The following is a 16,695-nucleotide window of genomic DNA, read 5'->3' as shown; positions in this document are numbered from 1 at the left end:
TGGAAGGTTTAGTGCATGGGCTCTCTATTCGGCACTGACGGCGTCCGCGGAGTCGCGAATGCCGAGCTGACGGCCGAACTGGCGGTCGCCTTGGGATCGGCCGCGGCCCGGTCGCTGGCGAAGGGACGCGCCACCGCGGTCGTGGGCCGTGACCCGCGCGCGAGCGGCGAGATGTTGGAGGCAGCGGTTGTCGCGGGTATCGCGGCAGAAGGTGTCGACGTGCTCCGGGCGGGCGTGCTCCCCACCCCGGCGGTGGCGTATCTGACGGGCGCGTATGGCGCGGCTTTCGGCGTCATGATCTCGGCCTCGCATAACCCCATGCCCGACAACGGCATCAAGATTTTCGGCGCCGGCGGTCACAAGCTCGACGATTCCGCCGAGAACGCCATCGAGGCGCAGCTGGACACTCCGGCGGCACGTCCGACCGGAGCGGGAATCGGCCGTGTGCGCGATGCTGTGGACGCATTGGACCGGTATTTGCATCATGTCGCCAATGCCGCGACCCACCCCCTCAGCGGAGTCACCGTGGTGGTCGACTGCGCGCACGGGGCGGCCTCCGACGCGGCCCCGTTGGCCTACCGGGCCGCAGGTGCTCACGTGATAGACATCAACGCCGACCCGGATGGGCTCAATATCAACGACGGTTGCGGGTCAACGCATCTCGGTCCGCTGCAGGCCGCGGTGAAGGCGCACGATGCGCACCTGGGGCTTGCGCACGACGGTGACGCCGACCGATGTCTTGCGGTGGATGCGGACGGGAACGTCATCGATGGTGACGCCATCATGGTGGTGCTCGCCGCGGCGATGGCGGAAGACGGTGAGCTCACCGATAACACGCTGGTCACCACGGTGATGAGCAATCAGGGACTACATATCGCCATGCGCGCCGCGGGCATCGACGTCAAGGTGACTGCCGTCGGCGACCGTTACGTGCTCGAGGAGCTGCGCGCGGGCCGATTCGCCCTAGGCGGTGAACAATCCGGTCATATCGTGCTGCCTTCCCTGGCCACCACGGGAGACGGCATAGTGACGGGCTTGCGACTCATGTCCCGGATGGCGCAAACAGGTAAGTCTTTGGCCGCCCTCGCGTCCGCGATGCGTAGCCTGCCTCAAACGCTGATCAACGTGCCGGTCTCGGACAAGCACACGGTGGCGCAGGCGCCCGAGGTGCTTGCCGCCGTTGCCGCGGTGGAATCCGAACTCGCAGGTAACGGGCGAATTCTATTGCGTCCCTCTGGAACCGAGCAGCTCGTCCGCGTCATGGTCGAGGCGGATGAGCAGTCGACCGCCCAACGGCTGGCGGAGCGGGTGGCTGACGTGGTCGGCGCGGTCTAAGCGCGCGCCAGGCTGCGTGTGTACAGCGCGGAGCCCGTGGCATCGCACAGGGTGACGGTCAGATCGCCGCTTCCGCCGTCGATGTCGATTTGTCCGAAATGCTGGTAACCGTCCAGCGGTGACTGTTGATCGGGCTGTGCCGCATGGACGAAATCGGCCCGCGGGCCGAAGGTTCGATCGAGCGGTTTCTCCTGGCCTGCACCGGCGTTGAGTGGTCCCGACACGAATTCCCAGAACGGGTCGAAGTCCGTGAAGGCGGCACGCGCGGGTGCGTATTCGTGCGCCGCGGTGTAGTGCACATCGGCTGTCAGCCATACCACGTTGCGAACCTGCCGCGCCTTGAGCTGCGAGAGAATATGCGCCAGTTCGGTTTCCCGTCCGAGCGGTGGGCCATTGTCGCCATTGGCGACGGCCTCGAAGTTCGTCTTGCCGTCGGGTACTACCAGCGCGAGCGGCAGGTCGTTGGCGACGATCTTCCATACGGCCTTCGATGACGCCATGGCGTTGATCAGCCATTCAGTCTGGCGGGCGCCGAAGATGGCGCCGTGCTGCTGTCGGTTGGGGGAGTTGGGGTCCTTATAGCTGCGCATGTCGAGAATGAATACGTCCAACAGTGGACCGTATGAGACCCGTTGGTATACAAGGCCATCTACGGCCTCGCGGGGTTCGGTCGGTTGCCATTCGTGGAATGCCCGGTGTCCGTACCGCGCGAGTACGTCCACTCTCTTTTCGGTGTACTTGTCGTTCTCGACAATCTCCCCGGGATACCAGTTGTTGATCACCTCGTGGTCATCCCACTGCACAAGTTGCGGCACGTGTGCGTTGAAGTACCGGTAGTTGGCATCGGTGAGGTTGTAGGCGTGTTGACCGCGATACTGTTCGAGAGTCTGTGCGACAGCGCTTTTCGCCTCCGACACCTGATTTCGCCAGACCCTTCCGTCGGGCAACGTCAGTGTCTCGGGAATCGGCACGTCGGCGTACACCGTGTCGCCGCTGTGGATGAAGAACTGCGGATTTCGGTCAGCCATGGTGCGGAAGATTCTCATTCCGCCGACATCCGGATTGATGCCGAACCCCTGTCCGGCGACATCGCCCGACCAGATCAGCCGCACATTTCCTGCGGTCGTTGGCGCAGTCCGAAAGACGCCGGTGACAGGCTCACTCAGTGTTCCCTCTGAGTCGAGTGTCACCCGGTAATGCACCTCGGTGTCCGCGGGAAGGCCAGTGAGGCGCAGTCGGCCGGTCCCGTCCGATTCCGGCGTGAGGACCGGCCCGGTGAAACGTCGTGCATCTGAAAAGCTTTCGGTGGCAGCCGTTTCGACGATCATGTTGGCGGGACGATCCGAGCGGGCCCAGATCACCGCGCCGTCAGCGCGGGGGAATCCGCTGGCCACTCCGTGAGTAAGCCTCGGCCGCGCTGTCACCAACGCCGGTCCGCACGCGACGGCCGGGGCAACCGCGAGCCCCACTAGGGCGGCCCGTAAGACGGTGCGGCGCGGGATGGCTGTCATCCCACCACTTTCAGGGTGCCGCGCGAACACACGCCGAACGCTACGCGAACGGCGGGCGAATCAGAGCAGCTCGCGCAGTGCCTCGACATGCTTGATCCGGCCTGCCGCGTCGGCGGCGAGCGGTGCGACATTGAGGGTCGTCACACCCGCCTCTTTGAAGGCCGCCACTCGTTCGGCGACAAAGCTCTTCGGTCCGATGAGGGAGACGTTTCTGACCAGCTCGTCGGGCACCGCATCGGTTGCCTCGGCCTTCTTGCCGGCCAGGTAGAGCTCCTGGATGCGGTCGGCTTCCTTGCCGAACCCGTAAGCGGTCGCGAGGTTGTGGTAGAAGTTCTTGCCCTTGGCGCCCATACCGCCGATGTACAGCGCCAGGCTCGGCTTGACGAACCCGTACAGCGCCTCGACATCATCACCGATCGCAAGAGCTGGGCCGGCGTAGACCTCAAGGTCGCCGAGCGACGGGTCGCGCTTGGCCTTGCCCTCGGCCAGGGAGGCGCCCCACACGTCATTGGCCTTCTCGGGGAGGAAGAAGATGGGCTGCCAGCCCTCCGCGATCTCCGCGGTCAGTGCCACGTTCTTGGGGCCAAGAGCGGCAATGAGCACCGGAATACGCTCGCGTACAGGGTGATTGATCAGCTTCAGTGCCTTGCCCAGGCCGGTGCCCTGCTCGGGCGGCAGCGGCACGGTGAAGTATTTGCCCTCGAACTCCAGGCGTTCACGGCGCCACACCTTGCGGCAGATTTCGATGGTCTCGCGAGTGCGGCCCAGAGGGGCGTCGTACTTCACGCCGTGGAATCCCTCGATGACCTGAGGGCCCGAGGCGCCGATGCCGAGGACGAACCGGCCGTTGGAGACGTAGTCCAGACCGGCCGCCGTCATCGCGAGCAGGGTGGGGGTGCGGGTGTAGAGCTGGAAGATGCCCGACGCGAGCTTTACGGTGGACGTCTTGGCGGCGAGATACCCGAGCTGGCTTGCGGCGTCGTACGAGTAAGCTTCGGCGACGAACGCGATGTCGAGCCCGACTTTCTCCAGCTCAGCGAGTTCGTCGACGACCTCGGTGAATCCTCCGGCGTAGCTCAACGTGGTTCCAATGCGCATGCGGCGACCCTACCCGACCAAGCGGTTGAACGGGAAGACGCATGACCCGCAGATTGGTGAAAAAAGATGGAACCGGAATGGCTATGTACCCGTCGTAGTCAATATGGGAGAAACCTCGATCAATGTCGCTGGTGTCCGGGGGGTCGCTGGGGAGTTCGACAGCGTGGCCGACGAGCTGCAGAAAGCAATTGCGCAGCTGCGCGGCTTGTCCTTCGGCGGGGCTTCGGCCGGTCAGTGGCACACCGCCAAGGGGGATGACGTCAGGAACGGCCTGCACGAGGTGGTAACTCATCTGGAGAACTGGCATCGCACCAACACCGCCATCGCCGAGCAGCTCCGTGCGACCGCGCAACGGTATGCCGATCGCGATGCCAAGAACAAGGCAAGGTTGGCTGCAGCCAATGGCCGGTAAATACGACATCGAGTCGCTGCGCAGTGAGGGGATCCAGGCGATCGCGAACTCGCAGAACTACACGACCACCGCGATCCGGGGGAACGGCAAGTCTCCGGTCACGATTACCAACCCGGACCTCACCGCCAACGAGCGCCAGCTGTTCGATTGGTACGACATGGATGCCGGCATGGATCTGAACAAGCTCGGTGCGGACCTCGAGTTGTTCAGGGGCGCGGTAACCACGATGAAGGCCGCGGCCGAGCGTCAGCACGGACAGCTGCAGCAGCTCATGGGGATGTGGGAAGGCCAAGGCTCGGAGGCGGCCAACCAGTTCCTCAGGACGCACAACTCCACTGCCGATGCGGTGACCAAGGAATTCGGACAGGTATCCATCGGCCTGGACGGGTTGCGCGAAGCACTGTGGACCATCGTCGATCTGAAGAAGCAGGCGTCGACCTTGGTCGACGGCTTGGTGACAGACCGTGCGTCCTTCGACAGTGCCGTCACGACCTACAAGACCGGCACCGGAGACAAGTCTGTCGCCGACGAGACCAACGCGACGAAGATCGGGCCGCATGTTCAGCAGAACATCGAGGGCAAATGGCTGCCCGCGATGAAGCTTGCCTGGGGTAAAGGCGGCGAGGCGTACGACACCTTGATCAACGCGCTGAAGCAGGAGCTGCCTCCGGAGTTCAAGAACCCACCCGGCCAGCTCGGGCCCGAGTACGACTCGGATACCGAGTCCCCGCAGAACCCCGCGGACAGAGGTAAAGGCAAAGGCGGGGAGCAGGAGCCGGGCGCCAGTGGTTCCGCCAGTGGCGCCGCAGGCGGTGGAATGCAGGGCTCGGCCACGCCGGCATCCGCGATGGGTAATCAGGGCGGCCAGATGTCCGGCGGTGGGCAGCAGGGTGCTGGGCAGGGGCAAGGACAGCAGGGCATGGACCCGAGCCAGATCGTCAGTGGCCTGACCGGCGCCATGACGGGCGCCCTGGGATCGATCAGCCAGGCGGCGAGCGGAATCGTCAGCGCGATTGCCGAGGGCCTCTCCAACATCCCGTTCGACCAGATGGGACAGGGCGGAGAGCCCGGACCGGGCGACGGGAAGCCCGACGACAAGATCGACGGGAAGGCCGACGAGTCTGCCGACAAGAAGGACCCGGACGCCAAGATGGCGGCAGCCAAGGACGCTGCGATCCAGGAGGCCCGCACCGATGCCGGGGCAACCTTCGCCACGGATGGCAAGCCGATCCAGGGGCCGGGCGTTCAGTTGGCGGGTGCCAACGGCCCGGAAGCCACACCGGCCCCCTCGGGCCAGACCACACCGGGTGCACCGCTGGGTACGACGCCGCCTGGGGGTGCGGTTCCTCCGTCTAGCGGCGGCTTCTCGGGGGCGCAACCCGCGGGCTCGATGGCGCCGATGAGTCCACCACCGGTCCATGGGCAGCAGCCGTCACCCTTGCCATCGGTGGGGCCCGCCAGCCCGCCGGCGCGACCTCACGCCGCAGGGACCGATGCCGGGGAGACGCCGTGTGAGATCGCGGCCGACGAACTGCCCAAGGCCGGACGATGATCGATATCACCGACGCGCTTGCGGGAATCGTCTCGGATTTCGAGAGCACACTTGACCAGCTGCGCGACGAGGCCGATGCGGCTCGCGACGCGATACCGCCCGGCGAACAGGTGCCCGCGACGACCCCGAAATCCGTCCATGAATTTCAGATGCCGACGCAGATCCACGTGAACGAGTCCGATTTCGATGAGGACGATGTGTACCGCTGGCAGCGGTGGAGGCGCTGATTACCTCAGCAGCGATTGCACGCGATCGAGCTCGCTGATCTCCAGCTCGGCTACGTCGGGCAGGGAGGTATTCGGCAGTTCCGCCGTGGCATCCGCGAAGTCGCGGTAGCGCTTGTCGCCCGCGAGCTGGAACAGCAGATATCCGGTCAGCAGGGCACGAGTGTTGCGCTGGGTTGCCCGGTTCGATCCGCCGAGCCCGACAAACCTACGCAGCCAGCTGTGTTCCGGTAGCCCACTGGACTTCGCCTTGGCGACATTCCGCAGATCTGCACCTGGCCATGCTCGCGAGAGAGCCAGGGCATTCGAGCGCAGCGATTGCGTGTCCTCGGTGCTCGTGAGTACCAGTCCGGGGATGGTCAGCGCGGACGCGCTTTTCTCCACGGGCGGCTGAGTCTGGCTGGGAAACAGTGCGACGACGGCCTTAGCTCCTGCCGGACGATTCTTCTTGTCCGCCGATGCCGGAGACCGGGTCGCCGCGAAGACCGCCGCCGAAGCTCCCAGCCCGTGACCGGCGAGCGCGAGCTTGGTCGGATGCACGCTGATCTTGCCGTCGCCAAGTCGCACCCGGGTCACGATTTCGAGCGTTGTGGCCAAGTCGGCAGCCAGGTTCAGGTGTGACGGGATCAACCCCTTCTCGGTATCGGGGGCGGCCGCGACGATTCCCCAGGATGCGAGGTGTTCCAGGGTCGCTCGATACTTGTCCGTACCGGTCAGCCAGTCGTGTCCAAACGCCACCGCAGGCAGATTAAAGCCGGAATCCGGTGTGTAGACGACGCCGGTTACCCCCGCGAAGGCCAGGTCGCCGCGCAGAACCTTATGCGGACCACGGCGGGTCAGGGCTTTGAATAGCGTGCGGGTACTCGCCATGGCATGACCGTAGCGGATCGTTGCCGTTGCGGACTGCAGCGGGAACTGAACTACCCTGGTGGGCTATGTGCGGAATCGTCGGGTACGTCGGCCACCGGGACGCCCTTGGTGTCGTCCTTGAGGCGCTGCGGCGGCTCGAGTACCGGGGCTACGACTCTGCGGGAGTGGCGCTGGCGGACGGTAGCGGCGGTCTCCTGGTGCAGCGGAAGGCGGGTCGGCTGGCCAACCTGGAGTCCGCGATCGCGGAATCCGGTGAATCCTTCGCCGCGACGACGGGTATGGGACACACCCGTTGGGCCACCCACGGCGCTCCCACCGACCGCAACGCTCACCCGCATCGGGATGCGAGCGGCAAGGTGGCGGTGGTCCACAACGGGATCATCGAGAACTTCCCGGTGCTGCGCGCCGAGCTGGAGGCTGCTGGCGTCGAGTTCGCCAGTGACACCGATTCCGAGGTGGCCGTGCATCTGGTGGCTCGCCAGTACGAATCCGGAGACACTGCCGGCGACTTCGTGGCCTCGGTGCAGGCCGTCGTGCGACGGCTGGAGGGGCACTTCACCCTCGTCTTCTCCCACGCCGACGACCCGGGCACGATCGTGGCCGCACGCCGGTCTACCCCGCTGGTTGTCGGCATCGGCGACGGCGAGATGTTCCTCGGGTCCGATGTGGCCGCCTTCATCGAATACACCCGGGAAGCCGTCGAATTGGGGCAGGACCAGGTTGTGGTCATCACCGCGGACGGCTACCGCATCACCGACTTCGCGGGTAACGACGACACCGACAACGCCCGGGTGTTCACGATCGACTGGGACCTGTCGGCCGCGGAAAAGGGCGGTTACGAGTACTTCATGCTCAAGGAGATCGCCGAGCAGCCGGCGGCGGTGTCCGACACCTTGTTGGGGCACTTCGACCTCGGCCGGATAGTGCTCGACGAACAGCGGCTCTCCGATCAGGAACTGCGCGATATCGACAAGGTGTTCGTGGTCGCCTGCGGTACGGCATTCCACTCGGGTCTGTTGGCCAAGTACGCCATCGAGCACTGGACACGGCTGCCTGTGGAGATCGAGCTCGCGAGCGAATTCCGCTACCGCGACCCGGTTTTGGATCGCAGCACCCTCGTCGTCGCCATCTCGCAGTCGGGTGAGACCGCGGACACCCTGGAAGCGGTGCGACACGCCAAGGAGCAGAAGGCCAAGGTGCTGGCCGTCTGCAATACCAACGGTTCGCAGATTCCCCGTGAGTGCGATGCGGTGCTGTACACGCGCGCCGGGCCGGAGATCGGTGTCGCCGCGACAAAGACGTTCCTTGCGCAGGTAACCGCCAATTACATTGTGGGCCTTGCCTTGGCGCAGGCCCGCGGGACCAAGTACCCAGACGAGGTGGCGCGTGAGTACCACGAGCTGGAGGCCATGCCGGAATTGATCCAGCGCGTTATCGATGCGATGGACCCGGTCGCCGAGCTTGCGCGCCAGTATGCGCAGTCCTCCAGCATCCTGTTCCTGGGGCGCCATGTCGGGTACCCGGTGGCACTCGAAGGTGCGCTCAAGCTCAAGGAATTGGCGTACATGCATGCGGAGGGCTTCGCGGCCGGGGAGCTCAAGCATGGGCCGATCGCGCTGATCGAAGAGGGGCTGCCGGTCATCGTGGTGATGCCCTCGCCCAAGGGCATGGGGTTGTTGCATTCGAAGCTGCTCAGCAACATTCGTGAGATTCAGGCCCGCGGGGCGCGGACGATCGTCATCGCCGAGGAGGGCGATGAGACGATTCGGCCGTACGCGGACCATCTCATCGAGATTCCGGCGGTGTCGACGCTGTATCAACCGCTGCTGTCCACGATTCCGATGCAGGTGTTCGCCGCGGCGGTCGCGCAGGCCCGTGGGTATGACGTGGATAAGCCGCGCAACCTGGCCAAGTCGGTAACCGTCGAATAGCGGCAGCCGTAGGCCCTCTGCATGAATTCCGTTGCGGTACCTGTGCATCGCATCGGAAAACATTGGGCCGCAGAGAAGGTGGGTCATTTCACCGACGAAGCGGCGTTTGACAGGTTCGTGCGGGCATATCTTCGCGGAATGGATGACCTGCCTGCGGTGATCTCCAGTGTGGACATTGGCACTCGGTTAGGGACTGTGCGGGCGTACAGATTTGGGTCAGCGCTGGGGACTCCGCTGGTGTTACTTCCCGGCCGGAACGCCTCTACGCCCCTGTGGCGCGCCAACCTGGCATCGCTGATCACGCGGCGTACCGTTTACACCCTGGATCTGCTTGGGGAGGCCGGTATGAGCGTGCAGCACAAGGCGATCGCCGGTGCCGAGGATCAGGCCGCTTGGCTGGAGGACGCGCTCGCCGGGCTCGAACTCGACCGCGTACACATGCTGGGCCTGTCGATCGGCGGTTGGAATGCCGTCAACCACGCAGTGCGATACCCGAAGCGGCTCGCCTCGCTGACCCTGCTGGATCCGGCGATGACATTCGCGCCGGTCACGTGGAAGATGCTCGTAGTATCCCTCAGCGCGGTCATCCCCGGTATGCCACAGTGGCTCCGAAACCGACTGTTGAGCTGGATTTCGGGCGGGGTACCGGTCGATGATTCGGTGCCCGAGGCCGCGCTGATTTCCTCCGGGATGCGAGATTTCGCGATGTATCTCCCCACGCCGCGCCCGTTCACCGACGAGCAGCTCCGAGGTTTGCAGTTGCCTGTGCTGGTGGTGATCGCGGGGCGCAGCATCGTCCATCGCCCCCAGCGGGCCGCGGACCGGGCGCAACTGCTGCTGCCGCACGCGCGGGTCCAGCGATGGAGCGAGGCCTCGCATGCACTCAACGGCGAATTCCCGGAGCGGATTTCCGAGGCCACCCACCAGTTCCTCGACGACATCGACGGAGGAGCGAGGGGAGCCCACAGTTCATGAGGTACTACTACAGCGCCGAGCAGATTCGGGAGGCCGAGGCGCCGCTGCTTGCCTCCCTGCCCGAGGGCGCGTTGATGCGGCGCGCGGCGTACGGATTGGCCACGGTTGTCGCGGACGAGTTGTCACGCCGGGCGGGAGTGGTGGCCGGGCGACGGGTGTGTGCGATCGTGGGTTCCGGCGACAATGGCGGAGATGCCTTGTGGGCGTTGACCTTCCTGCGTCGACGTGGGGTCGCCGTCAGCGCGGTGCTGCTGAATCCGGATCGGGCCCACCGCGGCGGACTGGCCGCCTTCCGTAAGGCCGGCGGTCGGGTGGTGCCCGAGGTGCCCAGCGAGACCGATCTGATTGTCGACGGTGTGGTGGGCATCTCGGGAACCGGTCCGCTGCGGCCGGGAGCCGCCGAGATCGCCGAGCAGACCAACGCCGAGGGCATTCCGGTGATCGCGGTGGACGTTCCCAGTGGCGTCGACGTACACACCGGGACGGTGGACGGCCCCGCCTTCCGGGCCGCGGTCACCGTGACGTTCGGTGGCTGCAAACCCGTTCATGCCCTTGGCGATTGCGGTGACGTCAGGTTGATCGACATCGGGCTTGATCTTCCCGCGACGATGATCCGGGAACTCGATGCCGAGGACGTGGCGGTCGCCTGGCCCGTTCCCGGACCGGCCGACGACAAGTACACCCAGGGCGTCACGGGGGTGCTGGCCGGATCGCATACCTACCCCGGGGCGGCCATCTTGTGCACGGGTGCCGCCGTCGCCGCGACGGCCGGAATGGTTCGGTACGCCGGATCTGCTGCCGCCGAGGTAGTTTCGCATTGGCCGGAGGTGATTGCCACCCAGACGGAAGAGGCCGCCGGCCGGGTACAGGCCTGGGTGATCGGTCCCGGATACGGCACCGGCGAGCGCCAGACGCGAACTTTGCGGCGGGTGCTGTCGGGCGGCCTGCCCGTGCTCGTCGACGCCGATGCCCTGACGATCCTTGCCGAGCACCCCGAGCTGGCCGATGTGGTGGCATCGCGCGACGCGGCGACGATCCTGACCCCGCACGCCGGTGAATACCGGAGGCTCGCGGGTGAGCCGCCCGGCCCCGACCGGGTCGGGGCCGCGCGGTCGCTGGCGGTGCGGTTGGGCGCCACGGTGCTCCTCAAGGGGAACGTCACCGTCATCGCTCAGCCGGACGGGACCGCATACGTGAATCGGTCACACGGATCATGGGCCGCGACGGCGGGTTCGGGTGACGTGCTCTCGGGTGTGATCGGTGCCCTGCTGGCCGCTGGAGTTCCCGCGGGCAAGGCCGCGGCGATGGGCGCCTATGTGCACGCGCGCGCGGCCGCTGCCGCCGCGGCGGATCCGGGTCCGGGCATGGCCCCTATCTCGGCTTCTCGTCTTCTTGGACATCTGCGGTGGGCGATCGCCGAAATAGGGTGAGAATCGGCTTATGTCGAATCCCCGCGATCAGTTCAGTCTCTCGGCCCACGCCGGCAAGATCAACGCCTCGTCCTTTAGCCCCGCCTACACCGGCCGGCTGTCGATGGCGCCCATCCCGGCGCTGCGCCTCCCCGACGAGCCGATGGACCCGCAGGCCGCGTACCGGTTCATTCACGACGAGCTGATGCTCGATGGCAGTTCCCGGCTGAATCTGGCCACCTTTGTGACGACGTGGATGGATCCCGAGGCCGAGAAGCTGATGGCCGAGACATTCGACAAGAACATGATCGACAAGGACGAGTATCCGGCGACCGCCGCGATCGAGTCGCGATGTGTGGCCATGGTGGCCGATCTGTTCCACGCCGAGGACCTGTCGGCCGAGGATCCGTCGTCGGCGACCGGGGTGTCGACGATCGGATCGAGTGAGGCGGTGATGCTGGCCGGGCTGGCGCTCAAGTGGCGCTGGCGCGCCAAGGTGGGCGGCGCCGACGGCTCTGGCTGGAAGGGGCGCACGCCGAACCTGGTGATGGGTTCCAACGTGCAGGTGGTGTGGGAGAAGTTCTGCCGGTACTTCGATGTCGAGCCGCGATACCTGCCGATGGCGAAGGACCGGTATGTCATTACCCCCGAGCAGGTACTTGGTGCGGTGGACGACGACACCATCGGCGTGGTGGGCATTCTCGGCACCACCTTTACCGGCGAGCTGGAGCCCATCGCCGAAATTTGTGCGGCGCTGGACACATTGGCTGCCACGCCCGGCAAGCCCGATGTGCCGGTGCACGTCGATGCCGCCAGCGGCGGTTTCGTGGTGCCGTTCCTGCACCCCGAAGTGCACTGGGACTTCCGGCTGCCGCGGGTGGTGTCGATCAACGTCAGCGGGCACAAGTACGGCCTGACCTATCCCGGAATCGGTTTCGTGGTGTGGCGCAGCAAGGAACACCTGCCTGAAGAGCTGGTGTTTCGGGTCAATTACCTCGGCGGTGACATGCCGACCTTCACCCTGAACTTCTCCCGGCCGGGCAATCAGGTGGTGGGGCAGTACTACAACTTCCTGCGACTGGGCCGGGCCGGATACGCACAGGTGATGCGCTCCTTGTCCGGGACCGCCCGCTGGCTCGGTGATGAGCTGCGCAAGAGCGAGCACTTCGAGGTGATCACCGATGGCTCGGCAATCCCGGTGGTGTCGTTCCGGCTGACGGGCAAACGCCCATACACCGAGTTCGATATCTCGCATTCGCTGCGGGCCTTCGGCTGGCAGGTACCGGCCTACACCATGCCCGAGGATGTCACCGATATCGCGGTGCTGCGGGTGGTGGTGCGCGAGGGATTCTCGGGTGATCTTGCCCGGGCGCTGCGCGATGACCTCGTCACCGTGCTGAAGGGGCTTGACGAGCTGAAACCGAACGGGCACTTCGATGCGGTGCAGCCGTTCGCCCACTGATGCGGCGGGCAGAAGCGGAGCGACTCGGGGATTTGGCGGGGTGATGGGACAATACGGGCGGTGACGAAAATTCCGCAGACAGCAGCCGGTCTCCCGCCGAACAGGGGAGAGACCACGGCTCAGGCCGTCATCGACCTCGGCGCCATCGCGCATAACGTTGGGTTGCTGCGCGAGTACGCCGGTCCGGCACGGCTCATGGTGGTCGTCAAGGCCGATGGGTATGGGCACGGAGCTGTGCAGGTGGCACGTGCCGCGCTCGCCGCGGGAGCCGACGAGCTGGGTGTCGCCACCATCAGCGAGGCGCTGCGGGTTCGCGCGGGCGGGATCGGCGCGCCGTTGCTCGCCTGGCTGCACGCGCCGGGCGCCGACTACGCCGCCGCGCTGATGGCCGATGTCGAGGTCGCCGTGTCCTCACTCGATCAGCTCGGTGAGCTGCTCGAGGCGGCGCGATCGACCGGGTGTCAGGCGATCACGACCGTCAAGGTGGACACGGGGCTCAATCGCAATGGAGTACCGGCCGAGTACACCCGTGACCTCTTCGAGGCCGTGGCGAAGGCGCAGGCCGAACAGTCAATCCGGTTGCGCGGCATCATGTCTCATTTCGCATATGCCGATCAGCCCGGTAATCCCACCATCGATATGCAGATCGGCCGGTTCAACGAGGCACTCGAATTGGCGCGTGGCCTGGGATTACGTTACGAGGTGGCGCACCTGTCGAATTCGGCGGCCACGTTGACCCGACCCGATGCCCGCTATGACATGGTGCGTACGGGTATCGCGCTGTACGGCATCAGTCCGATGCCCGGAGCCGCTGAGTCGGCGACGTCCGGTCCGGGAGATCGATCCTTTGGTCTGATTCCGGCGATGTCCCTGACCTGTGCGGTGTCCTCGGTGAAGCCGGTGCGGGCCGGTGAGGGGGTGTCCTACGGGCACGTGTGGACGGCCTCGCACGACACCAACGCGGCGCTCGTGGGCATCGGTTACGCCGACGGTGTGATCCGCGGACTGGGCAACCGCTTCGAGGTGGCGATCGGTGGGCGCCGCTACCCCAACATCGGACGGGTCTGCATGGACCAGTTCGTGGTCGATCTGGGCGACAACGAGGCCGGGGTGAAGTCGGGCGATGTCGCGACGCTTTTCGGGCCGGGCGTGGACGGAGAACCGACCGCGCAGGACTGGGCAGAGCTGCTCGACACCATCGCCTACGAAGTGGTCACCTGCCCCCGGGGCAGGGTCGTGCGGACGTACCGGGATTCCAGGTCCGTTGAGCAGTAAGTCGAACGCCTGGCTGGCCGGCGTGGCAGGGCTTGGTGCCGTGGTCACGGTGGCCGGTGTCGGCACCGCGCGCTCGATCGGTAGACGCAGGTTCGACGATCCTTACCGCGATGAGGACTTCGACCTGCTGGAGACCGATCGCGGCAGCATTGTGATGACCGATGACGGTGTGCCGCTCGCGGTTCGCGAGGTGGGTCCCTCGAATGCGCCGCTGACGGTCGTGTTCGTACACGGATTCTGTCTGCAGATGGCGTCCTTTCATTTCCAGCGCCGCGAGCTTGCTGGCCGCTGGGGCGACCAGGTTCGGATGGTCTTCTATGACCAACGCGGACACGGGCGCTCGGGTCTTCCTGCCCCGAAGTCGTGCACCATCAGACAGCTCGGCGATGACCTCGAATCGGTGCTACGGGTGTTGGTGCCCCGGGGCAATGCGGTTCTGGTGGGGCATTCGATGGGCGGTATGACCATCCTCGCGCACGCAGGCCGCCATCCCGAGCAGTATGGCCGCAGGATTGTCGGAGTCGGGTTGATCGCCAGTGCGGCCGAAGGTCTTTCGCACACGGCGATTGGCGAGGGGTTGCGCAATCCGGCGCTGCGCGTTCTGCGGACGGCCGTGCATTACGCGCCGCGTCCTGCCCACCACGGCCGCGGCGCGGTCAAGTCACTCGTGGGTCCGGTGCTGCAGGCCGCCTCGTACGGTGGCCAGCGGGTGAGCCCCACGCTGGTGAAGTTCAGCGAGCGGATGATCCATCAGACACCCGTCACGACCATCGTGGATTTCCTGCGGGCATTGGAGGAACACGATGAGACCGCGGCACTGCCGACGATCGCGCCGCTGCCCAGTCTGGTGGTGTGTGGTGATACGGACATGCTGACTCCGCAAGTCCAATCGGAGTCCATGGCAGCGCAATGGGGAACGAGTGGGCTCAGTGAGCTGATCCTGGTGCGCGAATCGGGACATCTGGTGCAACTGGAGCATCCGGGAATCGTCAACGACGGCATCGATCGGCTAGTCAGGCGTTCAACCCCAACACTTTTCGCCGCCATCAAACAGCGCCTGCGCGATCGGACCGGGCTGTGATCGATGAGTCGGGAAGCGTCGCCTTGCCGACGCCGCAGGACACGCTGGACTTCGGAGCGCGGATCGGACGCGACCTGGCCGCGGGCGATGTCGTGGTTCTCAGCGGGCCCCTCGGGGCCGGAAAGACGGCATTGACCAAGGGGATTGCGCAGGGCATGGATGTCGACGGCCCGGTGACCTCGCCGTCGTACGTGCTCGCGCGGGTTCATGAGGCGCGCCGCCCCGGGGCCCCGGCGCTGGTGCACGTGGACGTCTACCGATTGCTGGAACATCAAAGTGCCGACCTGATTGGCGAACTCGACTCATTGGACCTCGATACCGACCTGGACGATTCGGTGGTCGTCGTCGAATGGGGAGAGGGGCTTGCCGAACGGCTCTCGGAACACCATCTGGACATCCGGCTGGAACGTGCAGCCGACTCCGATGAGCGCACCGCAACCTGGCATTGGAGCCGCGAGTCATGAGCGTGATACTCGCCGTGGATACGGCCACCCCTGCCATCACGGCGGGGCTTGTCAGGCGCGCCCCAGATGGATCGGCGCAGACCCTTTCTGAACGAATCACCATGGGCGCCAAGGGGCATGCCGAGGCCCTCACTCCTAACATCGGAGCTGCCTGCGCGGACGCCGGCGTACCGGTCGGCGAGCTCGACGCGATCGTGGTGGGTTGCGGCCCGGGTCCGTTCACGGGACTGCGCGTAGGCATGGCGACCGCATCGGCCATGGGCCTGGCGCTGGATATTCCGGTGTACCCGGTGTGCACGCTCGACGCCATCGGTTACGGGACCACCGGCAGCGTTCTCGTCGTCACCGACGCGCGCCGGCGTGAGGTGTACTGGGCCGGTTATCGGGACGGCACACGCATCAGCGGCCCAGCCGTCGACGCGCCCACAGACGTGTCGTTAGAGGGATTCACCTGGGTGGCCGGATCGCCGGACCACACAGCGCTTTTCGACCTCCCGGTGCTCGACCGCCAGTACCCGTCGCCATCCCGGCTGGTGCAGGCGGTGGACTGGAGCCAGCCCCCGGGTGCCCTGACTCCGCTGTATCTGCGGCGCCCCGATGCCAAAGAACCGCGTCGATGACGATCGTGCTCAAGCCGCTTCGCCGGCGCGACGCTGGTCGGTGCGCCGAACTCGAGTCGGTTCTGTTCGCCGGCGATGACCCGTGGCCGGAGTCGGCATTCCGTGCCGAACTCGCCTCTACCCACATCTATTACCTGGCGGCCAGGGACGGGTACACGGTGGTGGGATACGGCGGCATCTCGCGGTTGGGGAATCAGGAACCGGAGTACGAGATCCACACCATCGGTGTGGATCCCGCCTATCAGAAGCAGGGGATCGGACAGCGCTTGCTGGATGCGTTGCTCGCGTATGCGGATCGGGACCCGGGGCCGGTGTTCCTGGAGGTGCGCACCGACAACGAGGCGGCGATCGCGCTGTATCAGGGCACCGGATTCGAGACGGTCGGCGTGCGCAAGCGGTACTACCCGGGCAGTGGGGCCGATGCCTTCACCATGAAACGCCCTGCGCACGGCGCCGTGAAATAGGCTGATGCGGCC

Annotated in this window: 16 protein-coding genes; 13 read left to right on the top strand and 3 right to left on the bottom strand. The window is 65.8% G+C overall.

Features of this window, described 5'->3' with window-relative positions; translation table 11 throughout:
* Positions 1-15 precede the first annotated feature (15 nt).
* Positions 16-1,335: a phosphoglucosamine mutase gene (gene glmM, locus DSM43276_RS17735; RefSeq protein WP_078327720.1), complete on the top strand. Its 1,320-nt coding sequence runs from the start codon at positions 16-18 to the stop codon at positions 1,333-1,335.
* Here the strand turns inward: glmM and DSM43276_RS17730 are convergent.
* Together DSM43276_RS17730 and DSM43276_RS17725 are read right to left on the bottom strand one after the other, a co-directional pair.
* Positions 1,332-2,846 carry an alkaline phosphatase D family protein gene (locus tag DSM43276_RS17730; RefSeq protein WP_078327719.1) on the bottom strand — a complete coding sequence of 505 codons (1,515 nt, stop codon included), beginning with the start codon at positions 2,844-2,846 and terminating at the stop codon, positions 1,332-1,334. The two genes, glmM and DSM43276_RS17730, sit on opposite strands and share 4 nt — an antisense overlap.
* A gap of 60 nt (positions 2,847-2,906) precedes the next feature.
* Complete coding sequence (locus DSM43276_RS17725) at positions 2,907-3,944, bottom strand: LLM class F420-dependent oxidoreductase (RefSeq protein WP_078327718.1); 1,038 nt, start codon at positions 3,942-3,944, stop codon at positions 2,907-2,909.
* Positions 3,945-4,047: 103 nt separating this feature from the next.
* Between DSM43276_RS17725 and DSM43276_RS17720 the strand changes: the two genes are divergently transcribed.
* Genes DSM43276_RS17720 through DSM43276_RS17710 form a run of 3 tightly spaced genes read left to right on the top strand, consistent with a single transcriptional unit; the run spans position 4,048 to position 6,135 of the window.
* Entirely contained in the window at positions 4,048-4,356 is a 309-nt protein-coding gene (locus DSM43276_RS17720) for a type VII secretion target (protein ID WP_078327717.1), read from the top strand.
* The gene (locus DSM43276_RS17715; RefSeq protein WP_078327716.1) at positions 4,346-5,908 is read left to right on the top strand and encodes a globin family protein; all 1,563 of its coding nucleotides are present in this window, start codon (positions 4,346-4,348) and stop codon (positions 5,906-5,908) included. The genes DSM43276_RS17720 and DSM43276_RS17715 overlap by 11 nt, the downstream gene beginning before the upstream one ends.
* Positions 5,905-6,135: a hypothetical protein gene (locus tag DSM43276_RS17710; protein ID WP_078327715.1), complete on the top strand. Its 231-nt coding sequence runs from the start codon at positions 5,905-5,907 to the stop codon at positions 6,133-6,135. Before DSM43276_RS17715 ends, DSM43276_RS17710 begins: the two co-directional genes overlap by 4 nt.
* On the opposite strand, the gene DSM43276_RS17705 is transcribed toward DSM43276_RS17710, so the two are convergent.
* Positions 6,136-7,002, bottom strand: coding sequence for a dienelactone hydrolase family protein (locus DSM43276_RS17705; protein WP_078327714.1), 867 nt, complete (start codon positions 7,000-7,002; stop codon positions 6,136-6,138). It abuts the gene before it with no gap.
* A 65-nt stretch (positions 7,003-7,067) separates the two neighbouring features.
* Between DSM43276_RS17705 and glmS the strand changes: the two genes are divergently transcribed.
* The 9 genes from glmS to rimI are packed head-to-tail and all read left to right on the top strand — an operon-like array spanning position 7,068 to position 16,683.
* Positions 7,068-8,933, top strand: a complete 1,866-nt coding sequence (gene glmS / locus DSM43276_RS17700) for a glutamine--fructose-6-phosphate transaminase (isomerizing) (RefSeq protein ID WP_078323555.1) — start codon at positions 7,068-7,070, stop codon at positions 8,931-8,933.
* Positions 8,934-8,954: 21 nt separating this feature from the next.
* Positions 8,955-9,908: an alpha/beta fold hydrolase gene (locus DSM43276_RS17695; protein WP_078327713.1), complete on the top strand. Its 954-nt coding sequence runs from the start codon at positions 8,955-8,957 to the stop codon at positions 9,906-9,908.
* Positions 9,905-11,338 carry an NAD(P)H-hydrate dehydratase gene (locus DSM43276_RS17690; RefSeq protein WP_078327712.1) on the top strand — a complete coding sequence of 478 codons (1,434 nt, stop codon included), beginning with the start codon at positions 9,905-9,907 and terminating at the stop codon, positions 11,336-11,338. The genes DSM43276_RS17695 and DSM43276_RS17690 overlap by 4 nt, the downstream gene beginning before the upstream one ends.
* Positions 11,339-11,348: 10 nt before the next feature.
* Positions 11,349-12,779 (top strand): glutamate decarboxylase, encoded by a 1,431-nt coding sequence (gene gad / locus DSM43276_RS17685; protein WP_078327711.1) that lies wholly within the window; start codon positions 11,349-11,351, stop codon positions 12,777-12,779.
* A 60-nt stretch (positions 12,780-12,839) separates the two neighbouring features.
* A complete protein-coding gene (gene alr, locus DSM43276_RS17680; protein ID WP_234802926.1) occupies positions 12,840-14,054 on the top strand; it encodes an alanine racemase in 1,215 nt (404 codons plus the stop codon).
* Positions 14,044-15,135 carry an alpha/beta fold hydrolase gene (locus tag DSM43276_RS17675; protein ID WP_078327709.1) on the top strand — a complete coding sequence of 364 codons (1,092 nt, stop codon included), beginning with the start codon at positions 14,044-14,046 and terminating at the stop codon, positions 15,133-15,135. Before alr ends, DSM43276_RS17675 begins: the two co-directional genes overlap by 11 nt.
* Positions 15,132-15,599: a tRNA (adenosine(37)-N6)-threonylcarbamoyltransferase complex ATPase subunit type 1 TsaE gene (gene tsaE / locus DSM43276_RS17670; protein WP_078327708.1), complete on the top strand. Its 468-nt coding sequence runs from the start codon at positions 15,132-15,134 to the stop codon at positions 15,597-15,599. The genes DSM43276_RS17675 and tsaE overlap by 4 nt, the downstream gene beginning before the upstream one ends.
* Positions 15,596-16,219, top strand: coding sequence for a tRNA (adenosine(37)-N6)-threonylcarbamoyltransferase complex dimerization subunit type 1 TsaB (gene tsaB, locus DSM43276_RS17665; RefSeq protein ID WP_078327707.1), 624 nt, complete (start codon positions 15,596-15,598; stop codon positions 16,217-16,219). Before tsaE ends, tsaB begins: the two co-directional genes overlap by 4 nt.
* Entirely contained in the window at positions 16,216-16,683 is a 468-nt protein-coding gene (gene rimI / locus DSM43276_RS17660; protein WP_078327706.1) for a ribosomal protein S18-alanine N-acetyltransferase, read from the top strand. The genes tsaB and rimI overlap by 4 nt, the downstream gene beginning before the upstream one ends.
* Positions 16,684-16,695 lie beyond the last annotated feature (12 nt).

Source organism: Mycobacteroides salmoniphilum (genome assembly GCF_004924335.1).
Lineage (GTDB): Bacteria > Actinomycetota > Actinomycetes > Mycobacteriales > Mycobacteriaceae > Mycobacterium > Mycobacterium salmoniphilum.
The sequence above is the reverse complement of the archived record's forward strand: the minus strand, read 5'-3'. Positions and strand labels throughout refer to the sequence as shown.